The sequence below is a fragment of the Flavobacterium magnum genome (genome assembly GCF_003055625.1).
GTDB classification, from domain to species: Bacteria; Bacteroidota; Bacteroidia; order Flavobacteriales; family Flavobacteriaceae; genus Flavobacterium; species Flavobacterium magnum.
In genome coordinates this window covers 2104497-2121768 of the sequence record NZ_CP028811.1, presented here as the reverse complement: position 1 = coordinate 2121768, position 17272 = coordinate 2104497, and the positions used below count along the sequence as shown (strand labels likewise).

Genomic DNA, 17272 nt, shown 5'->3' with positions numbered 1-17272 from the left:
TAAATTCCAAATCAAAAATGACGTACTATAGTTTAAACCATAATGCCCCGGAGGTATCATTTCGGGAAGCCGTAATACAAGGGCTGGCCCCGGATAAAGGGTTGTATTTCCCGAAGACCATCACGCCTTTGCCAATTTCCTTTTTCGAGCATATTGAAACCCTGACGAACGAAGAAATTGCATTCGGTGCGATCAGACAATTCATCGGAAACGAAATCCCCGAAAACGAATTGAGACAGATTATTGCAGACACCCTGTGCTTTGATTTCCCGATCGTAAAAATGGAAGAAAACGTTTATTCCCTCGAGTTGTTTCATGGCCCGACGATGGCATTTAAGGATGTCGGTGCCCGGTTTATGGCGCGTTGTCTGGCCTATTTCAACCGAAATAATCCTGAGACACGCAACACGGTTTTGGTCGCCACTTCAGGTGACACCGGCGGCGCGGTGGCCAGCGGCTTTCTGGGCGTAAAAGGCGTCGACGTCGTGATTTTGTATCCTGCGGGAAAAGTCAGCGATGTACAGGAACGGCAATTAACGACCTTAGGACAGAACATTACAGCATTGGAAGTTGATGGTGTGTTCGATGATTGCCAGGATATGGTAAAGAAGGCATTTTTGGATGAAGACCTAAAAAATCATAATCTAACATCGGCCAATTCCATCAACATCGCGCGTTGGCTGCCGCAGATGTTTTATATCTTTTTTGCTTATAAGCAATTGAAAAGAGAAAATAAACCGTTAATCGTCTCGTGCCCAAGCGGGAATTTCGGGAACATTTGTGCCGCAATCATGGCAAAACGGCTCGGCCTCCCGATTGCCTATTTTGTAGCGTCAACGAATGCCAACGATACCGTGCCGAGGTTCCTTGAAAACGGGAAATACGCCCCAAAATCATCGGTAGCAACGATTTCGAATGCAATGGATGTGGGAAATCCGAGCAATTTCATCAGGATTCAGGAACTGTACCACAATGACCTGTCCGAATTCGAAAAGGACTTTTCATCCTTTTCATTTACCGATGACGAAACAAAATCAGCAATGAAAGCCATTTATGAAAATTCAGGATATATCGCTGAACCGCATGGTGCCGTCGGATACCTCGGACTAAAGAAAGAAATGGCAAAGCATCCCGGAAGCATCGGCATATTTCTGGAAACCGCACATCCGATTAAATTCCCCGAAACCGTGGAGCCGCTGTTAGGGATTACGCTCGATATTCCCGAACAGATTAAAAGTGTGTTGGGGAAGGAAAAGAAAAGTTTGAAAATTAGCACTTACAACGAACTTAAAGATTTTTTAAGTCATTCAGGATAAATACATTTGATTCGTTAGCGGTCCGATAAAATCACGCTCATCTCCTGCTGAATTTTGGATGCCTCTTCCCTCGCCTTTTCGGCAAAATCCCTTTCTGGGGATGCATAAATGATTGCGCGCGATGAGTTGATCAATAATCCCACATTGTCATTCATTCCGTACTTACAGACTTCCGATAAACTGCCCCCCTGCGCGCCAACACCGGGAACGAGTAGGAAGCTGTCGGGGACGATTTTACGGACTTCGGTAAAATACTCTGCCTTTGTAGCCCCGACCACATACATTAATCGTTCTGAATTTTTCCATGTTACGGAAGTCTCGAGGACTTGCCTGTAGAGTTCTTTTCCATCCGTATTCAGGGTCTGGAAATCGAATGCACCCTCATTGGACGTCAGCGCCAGCATGATGGCATGCTTATCTTCAAATTGCAGAAACGGTTCGACCGAATCCTTACCCATATAAGGGGCCACCGTAACGGAATCAAACTGTAAATCGTCGAGGAAAGCCTTCGCGTACATCGTCGACGTATTCCCGATATCGCCGCGCTTGGCATCAGCAATGGTAAAGATTTCAGGATAATTCGCGTTCAGGTATCGTATTGTTTTCTCCAGTGACTGCCAGCCTGTCAAGCCATAGGCCTCGTAAAACGCCGTATTGGGTTTATACGAAACCGCCAAATCATGTGTCGCATCGATAATGGCCTTGTTAAACTCGAAAATCGGGTCTTCAGTGTCAAGCAAATGCTTTGGGATTTTGTTCAGATCGACATCAAGTCCGATACAAAGGAATGATTTCTTGCTGTGGATCTGCGCGATAAGTTGTGCTGTTGTCATGGGTTGTCGCTGCGGTTAAAATTAAAAAAAATGCCCGCGGTAAGGCAGGCATTTGTCGTTTTCTTAGTAGACTTCGCTCGCTTCCTTGAGCTTTTCCGTATTGTTCACCAATTGCAATTCGTCAATCATCTTCTGGATGTCTCCGTTCACGAAATTCTGCAGATCGTAAATGTTCATATTGATACGGTGATCGGTAACACGGCCCTGGGAATAGTTATAGGTACGGATTTTCGCGGAACGGTCGCCCGAGCTCACCTGTGACGAACGCTTCTTAGCGTCTTCCTCCTGCTTTTTGGCAAGTTCCTGTTCGTATAAACGCGAACGCAACACCGTTAAGGCCTTGTCCTTGTTTTTGTGCTGTGACTTCTCGTCCTGGCATTGCGCTACGAGTCCGGTGGGCATGTGCGTCAGACGCACCGCTGATTTGGTTGTATTTACCGATTGACCGCCGGGACCTGATGAACAGAAGTAGTCGATACGGACATCATTCATGTCGATCTGCACGTCGAATTCCTCAGCTTCCGGAAGCACCATAACCGTCGCTGCCGACGTATGGACGCGTCCCTGCGTTTCGGTTTGCGGCACGCGCTGGACGCGGTGTACGCCTGCTTCGAATTTGAGCGTACCATAAACATCCTCTCCGGTAACCTCAAAAATGACTTCCTTGAAACCACCTGAAGTACCTTCATTCATATCCACAACTGAGGTTCTCCAGCCTCGGCCTTCGCAGTATTTTGTGTACATCCGGAACAAATCTCCGGCAAAGATACTGGCCTCATCGCCTCCGGTACCGGCACGGATCTCGACCATTACGTTCTTCGCATCTTCCGGGTCTTTCGGGATCAGCATAAACTTGATTTCGTCTTCAATCTGCGGGAGTTTGCTCTTGGCTTCTTCGAGCTGCAGCTGTGCCATTTCGGTCATTTCGGCGTCTGAGCCATCGGCAATGATTTCGTTCGCTTCATCGATATTCCCGAGGACATTGATGTATTCTTCGCGCTTTTCATTGAGCGCTTTCAATTCCTTATATTCTTTATTCAACGCGACATAACGTTTCTGGTCGGCAATGACATCCGGTTGGATAATCAGGTCGGAGATTTCGTCGAAACGCTGTTTTACGTATTGGAGCCTGTCTAGCATCGTATTCTTTTTTGGAGGGCAAAGGTATGGAAAAAAGTTCGGAAGTTCAAGAGCTGCAAACACCTCGAATCAGATTGCAATTGCTCCCGAAATCCGTATCGGCAGTCACTGCAGAATGAAGCAACGCCCGATGCAACGGTTCCAATTTCCATCGCAGGAAGTGCGTAAGGTCTTGAGCCGGCTGCAGCGCGGATTTAAAATGTTGGAAATTAAGTCAAACGGATTTCCTGTAAACTTCCGATCCCGTCACCCCTTGAACTTCCAAACTTTTGCGTAAATTTGCCGTTCAATAAAAATGAAAGATTATGGTTTACAAATTCAGGGTAATACTTGATGCTGAAGAGGACGTTTTCCGTGATATTGCCATTATGGATGACGATACGCTGGAAGATTTTCACAACGCAATAGTGAATGCATTTGGGTTTGACGGCAATGAGATGGCGTCCTTTTATACCTGTGACGGGCAATGGAACCAGGACGAGGAAATCCCGCTTTTTGATGGTGGAGACGTACCCGGCGAGCAGATGACAATGGCGGATCATACGCTGGGACAACTCCTGGACGAAGACAACACCAAGATCATTTATGTGTACGATTTCCTGAATATGTGGACATTCCTTGTGGAATTGGCCGCAATCGAAGCGCCGCAACCGGGCGAAAGCTATCCTGCGACTTTGTTTTCGCACGGCGATATGCCCGCAGACGCTCCAGACAAGCAATTTGAAGCGGATGAAAATGAATTCGGTTACGACGAGGACGGCTATGACGAGGACGACCTCGACGAGTTTGACAGCGGCGAAAACTTTGAGGATTACGGGTTCGAAGAGAATTGGAATTAAATGCCGCCGTAAGCGATTTGCCATTTTCAACAATCAATACACTTTTTCACCTGTCACGCAGATCTTAATATTAAACTATACCGGCTGACCGCTGATAGCGGAAAGCCAACCTCCAAAAATGATCAACCTATACAACACCCACATCGAATCGCTTTCCATCCACCGCGTTGGCAACAAATCCCGAAATGAAGCCATTTTCCTGTCTGAAGCGCCGTTTGCGCTCAAGGACGAGATCGTGCCACTCATCAAGGAGTATTTCTTCAAACCGTTCCGCGACAAGGAAGAGAATTATTTCCAGTTTGCGCATGAGGTGGATCTGGATTACAACGACATGTTCAAATACGCTTCTGAGATTTTCGAAAATCCGTCGAACGTACACGACATTTCGAAAAAAATCACCAACCATCTTTATGAGCAGTCCAATCATCCGCACATCAAGAATGGTGAGGTGTATGTTGCCTACCTGACGAACCTGACGATCGACAACAATCCTGTGGATGCGATCGGGATTTTCAAGAGTGAGCTGCAAACGGACTTCCTGCAGTTCCAGGAAAAAGGCACCGATCTCGAAATGATCCTGCAGCAGGGCATCAACCTGAACAAGCTCGACAAAGGCTGCCTGATTTTCAACTATAAGAAAGAAGAGGGCTATAAAATCCTGACCGTTGACTCCAACCGCTACGATGCGCGCTATTGGCTCGAATATTTCCTGTCGGTTGATGCGTTCCAGGACGAGAATTTCATCACGAAGAAATACCTGAAATTCTGCCAGGATTTCGCCAAGGATGTCGTGCTGCCTGCCGAAGACAAAAAAGAAGAAGTGATGTTCATGAACCGTTCGGTAAATTATTTTGCCAAAAACGACCAGTTCGAGGAAACGAATTTCCTGAATGAAGTATTGGACAACCCAGACCTGATTCCGGAGTTTAAAAGCTATAAGGTCGACAAGGGTGAGAAGTACAGTATCGAAGACGTCACGGAATTCCCGATTGCCAATGCCGCCGTTTCTGATGCGCGCCGTAAGATCAAGAACGTAATCAACCTCGATACCAATATCCAGATCAAGCTCGATTTCATCAACCCGGAAAGCGCTGAGAAATTCGTCGAGAAAGGTTGGGATGAGGAAAAGCAGATGTATTACTACCTCGTGTATTTCAATAAGGAACAGAAAAGCTAAACGACAATACGTATGAAGCCGGCCAGAAATGCCCGGCTTTATTTTATCTACCGCCGACCGTTCGTCGTAAAATGTTAATTTTCAATTAACAAAGCAACCTTTTTGTTCAGTTTCCGTCTTACGTTTATAAATGGGTTTTTTAGGTTAGTCCATAATTGTTTTTGTTTTAAATGGAAATGCGTTCCGCCCCACGGAGCGCATTTTCTGTTTTATGCGACTGCGCAAACCTTCTGCTTGTAAACGGCGCATGTAGCTTCGTAACAGCGTGCGCAGAAAATGGATTTTCGCTACCTTAGGAAAATTTTAAGAAAACCGTAACAATCTGTGGCAGCATTCGTCTTACCACCAACAAAACCGAAACAATTTGGAAACCATTCTATCGATTAAGAACCTGTATAAGACTTACGGCAAGGTCAAAGCCGTAAAGAATGTCTCCCTCGAAATACAAAAAGGCAACGTCTACGGCATCTTGGGCCCAAACGGCAGCGGGAAATCAACTACATTAGGCATTGTTTTAAACGTGGTCAATAAAACCTCCGGGGAATATGCCTGGTTTGGCGGCACCCTGAAGGACAACGAGGCACTCAAGCGGGTGGGCGCTATCATTGAGCGCCCTAATTTTTATCCGTATATGACCGCCGAGCAAAACCTGAAACTCGTGTGCAAGATCAAGGGTGTCAACTATGCTAACATCCATAAAAAACTGGAACTTGTCGGGCTGCTGGAGCGGAAAGACAGTAAATTCAGTACTTTTTCACTGGGCATGAAACAGCGCCTCGCCATCGCCTCCGCGCTGCTCAACGATCCTGAAATTCTGATTTTGGATGAGCCCACCAACGGACTCGATCCTCAGGGCATCCACCAGATCAGGGAGATCATACGCGTAATTGCCGCTACCGGGACAACGATCCTGCTGGCTTCACACCTGCTGGACGAGGTGGAAAAAGTATGTTCGCACGTGCTGGTGCTGCGCAAGGGCGAGATCCTGTACTCCGGACTGGTCGACGGCATGACGTCAAAAGAAAGTTTTTTCGAATTGCAGTCCGAAAATATGCCATTGCTCGCTGAAGCGTTGGCACAACATCCATTTGTGGCGAAAACGGTCAACGAAGAATCAAAAGTGATCGCCTATCTGTCGGAAGACCTCAAAGCCGATGACCTGAACCGTTATCTCTTCCAGAAAAATATTGTGCTGACACACCTGAACAAGCGCAGGAACAGCCTCGAGGAACAATTTCTGGAATTAACCGCCGAAAAAAAATAAACATGAAAAGATTACTTTCCATAGAACTACAGAAAATCTGGAAAAGCCGCTCCAGCCGCATTCTGACCATCACCTATTTCGTACTGCTGACCTCGCTGGCGCTGATCACGACGATCAACTTCAAATTCATCGGGATTGACATCAGGCTCGCCGATGTCGGCATCTTTAATTTTCCGTTCATTTGGCACTTCAATACATTCATTGCGGCCTTCCTGAAAATTTTTCTGGCCATCGTGATCGTGTCAATGATTTCCAATGAATACAGTTATGGCACCCTGAAGCAAAACCTCATTGACGGGATGAGTAAGAAGGAATTCATTATGTCAAAATTCCTGACCGTCATATTGTTTGCACTGATTTCCACCGTGTATATTTTCATTGTCACCTTGATCCTTGGATACGGTTACTCGTCTTATGACGAACCGGCCATCGTTTTCTCTGAACTGGATTACCTTGTCGCCTTCCTTATAAAGCTCAGCGCATTCTTCTCGTTCTGCCTGTTTTTGGGTTTGTTGATCAAACGCTCGGCATTTGCGCTCGGTTTTCTTGTGGTGTGGTTTATCATCGAAAGAGTTTTTATCGGCGCCGTAAGGGTACCGGAATGGATGGCGGATTTATTCCCGTTGCAATCGATGTGGAATCTTATCGATTGGCCGTTTCCGAGACTGGAAGCTTATCAGCAACTCGAGAAAATGAACGGGAGCGCCGTGGTGAGAGATTACAGCGTACACCTGAGCAGCATGATGATTGCCGTGGCGTGGATTGTGATCTTTGTATTATTGTCTTATAAATTACTTCAAAAACGGGATTTATAGTATCTTTGCCGGTGCTATGAATTTTATACGAAAAGTGCTTTCCCTTGGGCTCTTGACCGGATTCGCAGGTATTGCGGAGGCCCAATATATTACCATTGATGAAAATTACACGGCCAGGCAGCTCGTCGAAGACGTTTTGGTCAACAGCCCGTGTGCCAATGTCGAGAATTTCACGGTCAATGGCGACCCATTCAACGCAGGCCAGAACAGCTATGCTTTTTTTAGCGGAAACGGAAGCAGTTTTCCTTTTGCCAACGGAATCGTGCTAAGTACTGCAAGGGCGAACCGAAGTGCCGGACCGAATGACAACCTGATTGACGAAGGCTCTCCTGACTGGCCGGGAGACCCGGACCTCGAACAGGCATTGGGGGTTTCTCCAACCGTAAATGCCACCATCCTGGAATTTGATTTTACGCCACTGAGCGACCACATCAGTTTCGACTACATCTTCGCTTCGGAGGAGTACCACGGCACGGCGACCTGCCAGTATTCTGACGGGTTTGCGTTTTTATTGCGCCCTGCAGATTTCAGCGCGCCGTACACGAACCTCGCAGTGCTGCCTGGCTCAAACGAGCCTGTCCTGGTGACGAATGTTCACCCACAGATTGCCGGAGGCTGTCCAGCCGAAAATGAGGCCTACTTTGGTGGATTTAACGGCAACAATGCCCCCATCAACTTCAACGGCCAGACAGCCGTGCTAAAAGCCGAAGCAACGGTAACCCCATATGTTAAATACCATATCAAACTGGTCATCGCCGATTTCCTGAACATCCGTTATGATTCGGCTATTTTTCTCGGAGGCGGCAGTTTCAAAATAGAGAAAGACCTTGGTGAGGACCGCACTTTTGCTGCAGGCGACCCCGTATGCGCGGGCGGAGAGACCGTCATCCTCGATGCCACAGAGCCGGGGAATAACACCTATCAGTGGTTTCGTAATAATATTGCCATTGCCGGAGCAACCAATCCGCAATTTCAGCCTCTTCAGGAAGGTGATTACAAGGTAGAGATTACCCTGAACGCCACCGCCTGTGTCTCTACGGGTGAAATTAAAATCGACTATGCCGCACCGCTGGACCTAAGTGCTGTGGGCATTTTCCAGTGTGATGAAAACAACGATGGTATGGCTGTATTTAACCTAAACAAAACAAATGACCGTATCCGGGATAACAATCCGGACGCCGTTTTCTTTAATTATTACGAGGATGCAGCCGCTACCGCAGTGATTCATTCGCCCGCAAGCTACACCTCAGCCCCTAAAACAGTGTACGCGCAGATCACGAACCAATACGGCTGTCCCGGCATGATTCCGATCAATCTCGGGATTGCCAACAACGCCTTACCCAACTTATCACCTGTCCCAACCTGCGACGATGATCAAGATGGCCTTTATCATTTCACGCTATCGACCGAAGTAACGCCTCAGGTTACCGCCGGACTTCCATCAGGACTTGATGTGAACTATTACCTAAATCCTGTCGATGCTGCGGCTGGACAAAACCAGGTTTCGGATGATTTCAGCAATACCGAACCGTTCCAGCAGCAAATTTGGGCAGCCATAACCAACGGACCCGATTGCTACGGTATCATTCCCGTAAATCTCGTGATTCAAACTTTTCCGCGTACCGGCCTCGAGGATGTAGAAGACTTTCTTTGTGACGGCACCACGATCACACTGGAAGCGCCTGCGGGTTTTTCATCATATCGCTGGAATGACACCGCGCAGTCTGCCACGCGGGCGATTACTGTGAGTCAGCCGCAAACCTACATCGTGACGATTACCGATGCGAACGGCTGCACGGCGACCAAGACATTTGTCATAAAAGCCTCAGGAAAAGCAATCATCAACAGCGTAGACATCACCGATTTTCGCGGCGACCGGAACAGCGTTTTCATCGATGCCACGGGCGCGGGTGATTACGAATATTCTCTTGACGGGCAGCACTATTCCGACAGTCCGTTGTTCAGTGATGTTACCTCGGGGGAATATACCGTGTACGTCAACGATACACACGGGTGCGGGATCACCACCAAACCGATTTTTGTAATGGATTATCCGAAATTCTTTACACCAAACAACGATGGTGTCAACGATTACTGGCAAATCCCGTTTCTGCGTCTCTACCCTGACGCCGAAGTCCTGATTTTTGACCGCTACGGAAAATTAGTATACGGCTTCAGTGGAAATGGTACCGGCTGGGACGGCAGGCTCGACTCGAAACCGTTGCCTTCAACCGATTATTGGTTTACGATTTCCATCGCGAACCGCCTGATTCGGGGGCATTTTGCCCTCAAACGATAAACTGGATTGTATGTGAAACCTGCTGAGATATGAAAAAAGTGCTGTTGTTTTGGTGTCTGCTGCTGGCTGCAAACTGTTTTCCTCAATTCAGTAAGACACATTACATACCACCCCTTTCAAATTCGGATGCGCAGGAACCCCAGGGACAATTCATTTATATTTCCTGTCCAAGCCTAACCCCTGTAAATTTCAGGATCATCGCATTGGGTGGCGCCGTCGTAAACGGTACGGTCACAAGAGACAATCCTTACGTATTTAATATCGGGGCCGGATTTGAAACACAGTTGCTCGTAAGCGCTGTAAACGTCAATTCGGTTATGCAGAACAAGGGTTACATTGTCGAGGCCGAAGACCAGGTGTATGTGACAGTCAGGATGACTACGACCCCGATGAATTTTCAGGGTGGCGGACTGGTTTCAAAAGGATTGGCAGCACTCGGGACAGAATTCCGTGTGGGCGCATTCATCAACACGCTGATCCCGTCAATTACTGAAAACCATTATACCTTTGCATCGGTATTGGCCACTGACAACAATACCGAGGTCACCTTTGCACCACCGCCCGGAAATACCACGATTACCTTAATCAACCACGAGGCCTTTGCCAACAGTCCGCAAACCGTCACCTTAAACCGCGGCGAGAGTTTTACCATTGCAGTACAGGGAACAAACAACGCCAATGCTGACGGACTGATCGGCACGCTGATCACTTCCAACAAGCCCATTGCCGTAAACTGCGGTTCGATCGCCGGGACGAATGGCGACGCGCAAAATCTGGATCTGGGATTCGACCAGATCGTATCTGCGGAGCGTACCGGGACGGAATACATTTTCATCAAGGGCAACGGACTCGACGTGGTGGAGCGTCCGCTGATTGTTGCAAACGAACCTGATACGGACGTATTCCTCAATGGCGATACTTCCCCAGTAGCCACACTGGATGCCGGGCAATATTTATCGTTAAGCGGTTCAAACTACGGGCCCGATGGCAATCTGTATATAAGGACATCACACAATGCATTTGCCTACCAGGGCATGGGCGGCCAAATTAGCCAGGCGAACCAGAACATGTGCTTCCTTCCCCCGTTAAGTTGCGAGACGCCACGGGTGATTGATAATATCCCGTTGATAAATGAGATTGGAACGCTTACCGATTTTATCGGCACCGTGAACATTGTTACCGAAACCGGCGCGTCCCTAAATTTTATCATCAACGGGCAGACGTACGCTTTCGCAGACCTGCCGCCCGGTATAACGGCGAACGGCCCGTTTAGCGTACCCGGGAATCCGGCTTATCAAACCTATACTTTCCAGGGACTTCAGGGCAACATTTCGGTGTACTCGACAAATCAGGTATACCTATCGTATTTCGGGTCGAGCGGCGCGGCAACTTACGGCGGATTCTATTCCGGTTTTACGTTCAAGCCTGAAATCGCTTTCAAGAACCTCGACACCGGCCTCGCATCGAATTGCATCCCCAACATCGAACTCTCAGTCAATGCGTTAACTGCCTTTGACGAATTTCAGTGGTATTTTAACGACGTGCCGATTTCAGGCGCCATAAACAGGACGTTCATCCCCGATGCGCCGGGATTTTATTACGTGAAAGCCGGGATTTCGGCATGCAATACCGAATTGATTTCTGATAAAATCCCTGTGAGTTCGTGTGCGCCCGACGGCGACGGCGATGGCGTAAATGACAATGCCGACATCGACCTCGACAATGATGGCATCGCCAATTGTTTCGAATCTTACGGGGACGCCGCGCTTGATTTATCGGCCACCAACACGGGGCAGATACAGGTTGGGACGTATTCGAATCAATATGCGTTTGCTTCAGGCGCCTCGACCGGGCCACAGGTACCTGCGCCTTTCACAGGCGGCAGCGACGGCAGTTTTGTAGTGGAAACCGCAGCCGGATTGGGGAACACCACTTCAGAACAATTTACTTTTGCAAATCCCGCAAGTATCGTTGTCGCCTATCCCGACATCTCGGCCATCGAAAACCTGCTTACTTCTAACGGGGAATACACACTGCAGGTTCCGGAAAACAAGACCATCACGCTGCTCAATCCCGATGATCAGTTGCTCGTCGACACCAACTATGATGGTTTTTTTGAAAGTGGCATCACGGAATTTTCGTCGTTTGAAATCCGTTTCAGGATCAATGGCGGACTGCCTGTCAATGCAGGAAGCGGTACTTTTTCATTCCGCGCAAGGGACATCAGCACGCTGCGCTTCATTCAAAAAAACCTCATCGATGGTAGCAATATCAAGTCGACCTTTACCTTATCCTTGTCCTGCCTGCCAAAAGATACCGATGGTGACGGCGTGCCTGATCTGGGTGATTCGGATTCGGATAACGATGCAATCCCTGACCGTATCGAAGCCTCAGGAAATCTCACCCCAGGCGCTGTAACAACCGATACAAACCGCAACGGCATGGACGATGCTGTCGAGCCCGGACTGGGGCAGCGGGATACAGACGGCGACACGGTCCCGGATTTTTACGATCTTGACAGCGATAACGACGGCATTTATGATATAACAGAATCGGGATCAAATGCCTCCGATTCAGACAGTGACGGCCGAGTTGACGGCGCGGCATTTGGCACAAACGGTTTATCAGATGCTTTGGAAACCACGCCGGACAACGGCATCCTGAATTTCGGCATTGCCAATTCAGACGGTTTGGACAGCATCCCTGATTCCCAATCGGCAGACAGCGATGGCGACGGTTGTTACGACGTAATCGAAGCCGGATTCGACGATGGCGATGGTAATGGTAAATTAGGGTTGTCACCCGAATCCGTTAATTTGTCGAACGGTTTGGTCACATCGGCTGCCGGTTACAGCGAATTGCCTAATAACAATTATACCACCGCCGCACCCATTGTCATTGTGCTTCAGCCTCAGGACCAGACCGGTTGCGAATTGCAGCAGGTAACTTTTACGGTAGAGAGCAATGAAGTGAACGGATACAAGTGGCAGGTGGGCACTGATGAAACCGGCTACGCCGATCTTACCAACAATTCCCAGTATACGGGCGCTGACACCGCTTCACTGACTGTGGCCGCGCTCAGCCCATCGATGTCAGGATACCGCTACCGCGTTGTGATGCAGAAAGACGGCAACAGTTGCGGCCTGATTTCGGATCCGGCAATACTCACCGTCAATGCAAGGCCTGTCGTTGCGGCCTCCATCACTTTGGTGCAGTGTGAATCAGACCTTGACCACCTTGCTGATTTCAATTTGAGGGAAAAAGAAAATCAGATTTCGGCAAATGCCACCAATGAAACTTTTTCATATTTCAGCACGCAAAACGCTGCGGAAACCAATGACACCAATGAGCAGATTACTAACGAACTTGCCTACAACAACAGTAATGGCAATACAATCTGGGTTCGGATCGTAAACAGCAACGGTTGTTACAACGTGACGCGTATGGACCTGATTGTATCAGCGACCCAGATACCAGCCGGATTTTCAAGGTCTTTTTCTGAATGCGACGACTTCATCGACACCAACCAGGATGACCATGACGGTATTGCCGGATTTGACTTCAGTTCCGTGACCGCTGATATCAATGCGATCCTGGGCAACAGCAGCAACTACACCGTCAGGTATTACAAGAAGGAGGCTGACGCATTACAGGAAAATGACGCCCTTGGCAATCCGCTTTCCATTGGTGACATTTCAAATTACCGCAACGTAGGATATCCAACCGAGCAGCAAATCTGGGTCCGGGTCGAAAGTACTGCAGACAATGCCTGTTTCGGATTGGGGCCCTACATTACCTTGACAGTGGAGCCGCTTCCGGTGTTTCATGAGGTTGCCGTGCAAAAGCAATGCGACCGTGACTTGACGGACAACGCAATCGATTATGATTTTCCGACAACAGGTTTACAGCAAGCCATCCTGCAGGGACAGACGGGCGTCACAGTAGCGTATTACGACCAGGACAATAACGCTTTGCCGAGTCCGCTGCCCAATCCATTCAGGACCGCGACGCAGGACATCAGGGTAGTCCTCACAAACGACTCCGGCAGGCGCTGCGTTGAGGGGGGTATCATTTCGTTCGTCGTCTATGCCCGCCCGATAGCACATCCCGTTACCGTTGCGGCCCGTTGCGATGACCTGCCGAATGACACGGATGGTAAGGTGGTGTTTGATACCAGCGCAGTCGAGGCAACCTTATTACAGGGACAGATGGGATTTGTGGTAAAATATTTTGCCGAAGACGGAACTCCGATTCCGAGTCCGTTTCCGGTGACGTACGAAAGTTTTTCCCAAAATGTGACCGCCATTGTTGAAAACCCTTTGAATCCGGACTGTTCGGACACCACTACGATTTCCTTCACGGTGCACCCATTGCCGGAGATACTTGAAGACCATACGGAAATTATCTGTACCGGAATTGTCAATGAAAGTGTGACGTTATTTGCCGGACTAGCAAACGGGAATCCCGGCAGGTTTAATTACGAATGGGCCAGGAACGGCGTGCTTATTCCCAATGCGATTACCGACAGGCTCACAGTCAATGAAGACGGTGTGTACACCACCCGGATAATTGATAAAGTTACGGGCTGCTTCCGGACCAGGGCCAATACAGTCGTGTATTCTGAAGTGGCAACGATCACATCAGTGGACATCAACGACCTGAGCGATGCCAATTCGGTGCAGGTTAACGCCACCGGCGCAGGCAAGTACGAATACAGTCTGGATGACGGGCCGTTTCAGGACAGCGCCTATTTCAATAATGTCACAGCCGGCTTCCATGAGATCGTCGTCAATGACAAGAATGGTTGCGGAACGACAGCCAAAACCATCGCGGTCGTGGGCGCACCGCCTTTCTTCACGCCCAATGGAGATGGCTACAACGACTATTGGAAAATTAAAGGCGTCAACGCGCTGTTCCATACAAAATCAGTCGTTTATATTTTTGACCGGTATGGTAAACTGCTGAAAGAAATACCATCCGGAACCGACATCGGCTGGGATGGGGTTTACAATGGCAATCCGCTGCCCGCGGACGATTACTGGTTCCTGCTGAAACTCGACGATGGCCGGACCGCAAGAGGACATTTTACACTCAAACGATAAGGTATTTATGACGAAAAAATACACCCTACTCCTTTTACTTTTGATATTTCAGGCGTCTTTTGCACAGAGTGATTGCGCCGATGCGATTGTGGTTTGCGGAAATTCCGGTTTCAGCGGACTCACCGTGACCGGGATCGGAACTCAGGAATTGGGAACCGGGATTACATGTGGCAGCAGCGAGAACAACAGCATCTGGATCAGGCTGGACATCGCAACCTCGGGTACGCTCGGATTCACGTTGGTTCCGGAAAGTAACGATATCAATGAGGATTTCGATTTTTTCATCTTCGGGCCAAATGTAAGCTGCGGCAACCTGGGACCTGTTAAACGGTGTTCGACGACCAACCCTTTCGCGGCGCAGCAAGGCGACAACCACACCGGCTTGAACGCCACCGAAACGGACGTATCTGAAGGCCCCGGGGAAGCCGGAAACAGTTTTTTGAGCATGCTCGACGTCATCGCGGGGGAATCGTATTTTCTGGTCGTCGACAGGCCGGTAGGTACAAGCAATTTTTCAATCAATTGGACAGGAACGGGAGGTTTCAATGACCCGCCGATTTTTGACCTGCCTTCGGGCACCACCACATTGGACATCGGGAAATGCGATGACGACAACATCGATGACCGCATCACCGAATTCAACCTGGAACAAAACACGCCGCTGATCATCGGCAACCAGTCAAATGTCACTGTGACGTATTACACCACGCAAAATGATGCGTTTGTTGGCACCAACGCGATTGCAAATACGGGCAATTTCCTCAATACCCAAAATCCACAGACAATTTATACCCGGATCGAAAACAACACGACGCACTGTTTCGCCAATGCTGAATTTAAGATTACGCTGAGCATCGTTTTTCCGTTTAAGGAATCGGTCACCTGTGATTCTACTGAAATCGACAACGACGACACAAACGGCCAGGCCGTATTCGACCTTGAGAAGGTAACGCAGGATGTGTTTGCCGGAATCGCATATGATAATCTGAACATCAGTTATTACCTGAACCAGGACGACGCCGACCACGACCGCAACCCATTGCCCAGATTTTTTCACAATACCGTGCCCGATGTCCAAACCATCATTATTAAAGCGTCAAACGGGGATTGCAGCGATACGGTAGCCATCAGGCTGATTGTCAATCCGCTTCCGCAGAAAATTACCGGGCATTATTTCCAATGTGATTCCGGTGAGCATCCCGACGGCCTGACGACTTTTGAGCTGCATAGGGCCGACGGTGTTTTCACGACGGCAAACCCAGGTATTGAAGTTGAGTATTTTGGAAGCATGTCAGACGTCCAGAACAACCTCCCGCTGCCGGCCTTTTTCGACAATACGGTCAATCCGCAGGCGGTGATCGTCAGGCAGACAAATCCCGATACGCAGTGCATCTCTTATGCTACGCTGATGCTCCACGGCGGTACGGATGATGCCCAGCCCGACATTGTGCTTAATAACTGCGATGTCTATGGTCAGGAAAACGGCTTCACGACGTTCAACCTTGACGACAGCCATATTGCGCTCACAGGCGGACAAATGCTTGCCTACTACAACACGCCGCAGGATGCGGTCATCCAGCAGCATGCCATCACGAACACCACCACATTCCCGAATCCGGTGGCCTACGAGTCATTCGTTTACGCGCGGATCGACGATGGCGGACTCAACTGCAGCATGATCAGACGCATCAGGCTGGTTGTGAATACCCTCCCGGATATCGAAGAGCAAAGCGACGGCAATGATTTTGTTTGTCTAAATAAACCCGACGAATTCATTACGATTGATGCGGCGGTACGCGATCCATTTTTTGCCGATTACGAATACTTATGGGAATACAACAGCATCCCTTTTCACATGAACACCTACTCCGTACAGGTCAACCATCCCGGAACTTACAAGGTGACCGTCATAAAGCCGACAGGCTGCCGGAAAGTCCGAACCGTTGAAGTGTTTCCTTCCTCAGATGCCACGATAGACTCGGTCGACATACAGGACATCACTTTCGGTACCAATACGGTGACCGTAAACCTCACACCGGATAGTATCGGCCAATACGTCTACAGCCTCGACAATCCGTCAGGTCCGTTCCAGGATTCCAACTTTTTCGATAATGTGGCGTCCGGCATCCATACGGTTTATGTGAAGGATGTGAACGGCTGCGGTATGGTGTCAAGGCTGATTGCCGTGCTGGGCATACCCGAGTACTTTACGCCGAACGGCGATGGGGTGCATGATTCCTGGAGGATTGACGGCGTAGACACCGTTTTCAATTCCGATACCAATGTGCTGATTTTTGATCGTTTCGGAAAATTCATCAAGGAAATCGCAAAGAACGACACCGGCGGCTGGGATGGTACTTTTCTGGGAAGGCCGCTGCCGTCAGATGATTACTGGTATGTCCTGAACCTCGAAGACGGCCGCACCATCAAGGGACACTTTGCCTTGCGAAGGTAATGTTCGCAATCGGTGAGCCCCAAAATTTAACG

The 17272-nt window shown here is 48.9% G+C and carries 10 protein-coding genes; 8 read left to right on the top strand and 2 right to left on the bottom strand.

The window, feature by feature from the left end; all coding sequences use genetic code 11:
* Positions 1-17 precede the first annotated feature (17 nt).
* Positions 18-1316, top strand: coding sequence for a threonine synthase (gene thrC / locus HYN48_RS08820; RefSeq protein ID WP_108370771.1), 1299 nt, complete (start codon positions 18-20; stop codon positions 1314-1316).
* Between the two features lie 14 nt (positions 1317-1330).
* Here thrC and pyrF read toward each other — a convergent pair whose 3' ends face one another.
* Positions 1331-2149, bottom strand: a complete 819-nt coding sequence (gene pyrF / locus HYN48_RS08815; protein ID WP_108370769.1) for an orotidine-5'-phosphate decarboxylase — start codon at positions 2147-2149, stop codon at positions 1331-1333.
* A gap of 63 nt (positions 2150-2212) precedes the next feature.
* Positions 2213-3289, bottom strand: coding sequence for a peptide chain release factor 1 (gene prfA / locus HYN48_RS08810; protein ID WP_108370767.1), 1077 nt, complete (start codon positions 3287-3289; stop codon positions 2213-2215).
* Between the two features lie 305 nt (positions 3290-3594).
* Between prfA and HYN48_RS08805 the strand changes: the two genes are divergently transcribed.
* From HYN48_RS08805 to HYN48_RS08775, 7 genes are all read left to right on the top strand, one after another.
* Positions 3595-4128: an IS1096 element passenger TnpR family protein gene (locus HYN48_RS08805; protein WP_108370765.1), complete on the top strand. Its 534-nt coding sequence runs from the start codon at positions 3595-3597 to the stop codon at positions 4126-4128.
* Positions 4129-4246: 118 nt separating this feature from the next.
* On the top strand, positions 4247-5305 hold the full coding sequence (locus HYN48_RS08800; RefSeq protein ID WP_108370763.1) for a nucleoid-associated protein: 1059 nt from the start codon (positions 4247-4249) through the stop codon (positions 5303-5305).
* Between the two features lie 364 nt (positions 5306-5669).
* The gene (locus HYN48_RS08795; protein ID WP_108370761.1) at positions 5670-6569 is read left to right on the top strand and encodes an ABC transporter ATP-binding protein; all 900 of its coding nucleotides are present in this window, start codon (positions 5670-5672) and stop codon (positions 6567-6569) included.
* A gap of 2 nt (positions 6570-6571) precedes the next feature.
* Positions 6572-7384: an ABC transporter permease gene (locus HYN48_RS08790; protein WP_108370759.1), complete on the top strand. Its 813-nt coding sequence runs from the start codon at positions 6572-6574 to the stop codon at positions 7382-7384.
* A 16-nt stretch (positions 7385-7400) separates the two neighbouring features.
* Entirely contained in the window at positions 7401-9683 is a 2283-nt protein-coding gene (locus tag HYN48_RS08785) for a T9SS type B sorting domain-containing protein (RefSeq protein WP_108370757.1), read from the top strand.
* Positions 9684-9712: 29 nt separating this feature from the next.
* Positions 9713-14785 (top strand): T9SS type B sorting domain-containing protein, encoded by a 5073-nt coding sequence (locus HYN48_RS08780; protein WP_108370755.1) that lies wholly within the window; start codon positions 9713-9715, stop codon positions 14783-14785.
* 7 nt (positions 14786-14792) lie between these two features.
* Entirely contained in the window at positions 14793-17240 is a 2448-nt protein-coding gene (locus HYN48_RS08775) for a T9SS type B sorting domain-containing protein (RefSeq protein WP_181248447.1), read from the top strand.
* The last annotated feature ends 32 nt before the right edge of the window (positions 17241-17272 follow it).

What these genes read in the sequence shown, in the direction of transcription:
- thrC (WP_108370771.1), top strand. Translation starts at nt 18, where the DNA reads ATGACGTACTATAGTTTAAACCATAATGCCCCGGAGGTATCATTTCGG.
- pyrF (WP_108370769.1), bottom strand. Translation starts at nt 2,149, where the DNA reads ATGACAACAGCACAACTTATCGCGCAGATCCACAGCAAGAAATCATTC.
- prfA (WP_108370767.1), bottom strand. Translation starts at nt 3,289, where the DNA reads ATGCTAGACAGGCTCCAATACGTAAAACAGCGTTTCGACGAAATCTCC.
- HYN48_RS08805 (WP_108370765.1), top strand. Translation starts at nt 3,595, where the DNA reads ATGGTTTACAAATTCAGGGTAATACTTGATGCTGAAGAGGACGTTTTC.
- HYN48_RS08800 (WP_108370763.1), top strand. Translation starts at nt 4,247, where the DNA reads ATGATCAACCTATACAACACCCACATCGAATCGCTTTCCATCCACCGC.
- HYN48_RS08790 (WP_108370759.1), top strand. Translation starts at nt 6,572, where the DNA reads ATGAAAAGATTACTTTCCATAGAACTACAGAAAATCTGGAAAAGCCGC.
- HYN48_RS08785 (WP_108370757.1), top strand. Translation starts at nt 7,401, where the DNA reads ATGAATTTTATACGAAAAGTGCTTTCCCTTGGGCTCTTGACCGGATTC.
- HYN48_RS08780 (WP_108370755.1), top strand. Translation starts at nt 9,713, where the DNA reads ATGAAAAAAGTGCTGTTGTTTTGGTGTCTGCTGCTGGCTGCAAACTGT.
- HYN48_RS08775 (WP_181248447.1), top strand. Translation starts at nt 14,793, where the DNA reads ATGACGAAAAAATACACCCTACTCCTTTTACTTTTGATATTTCAGGCG.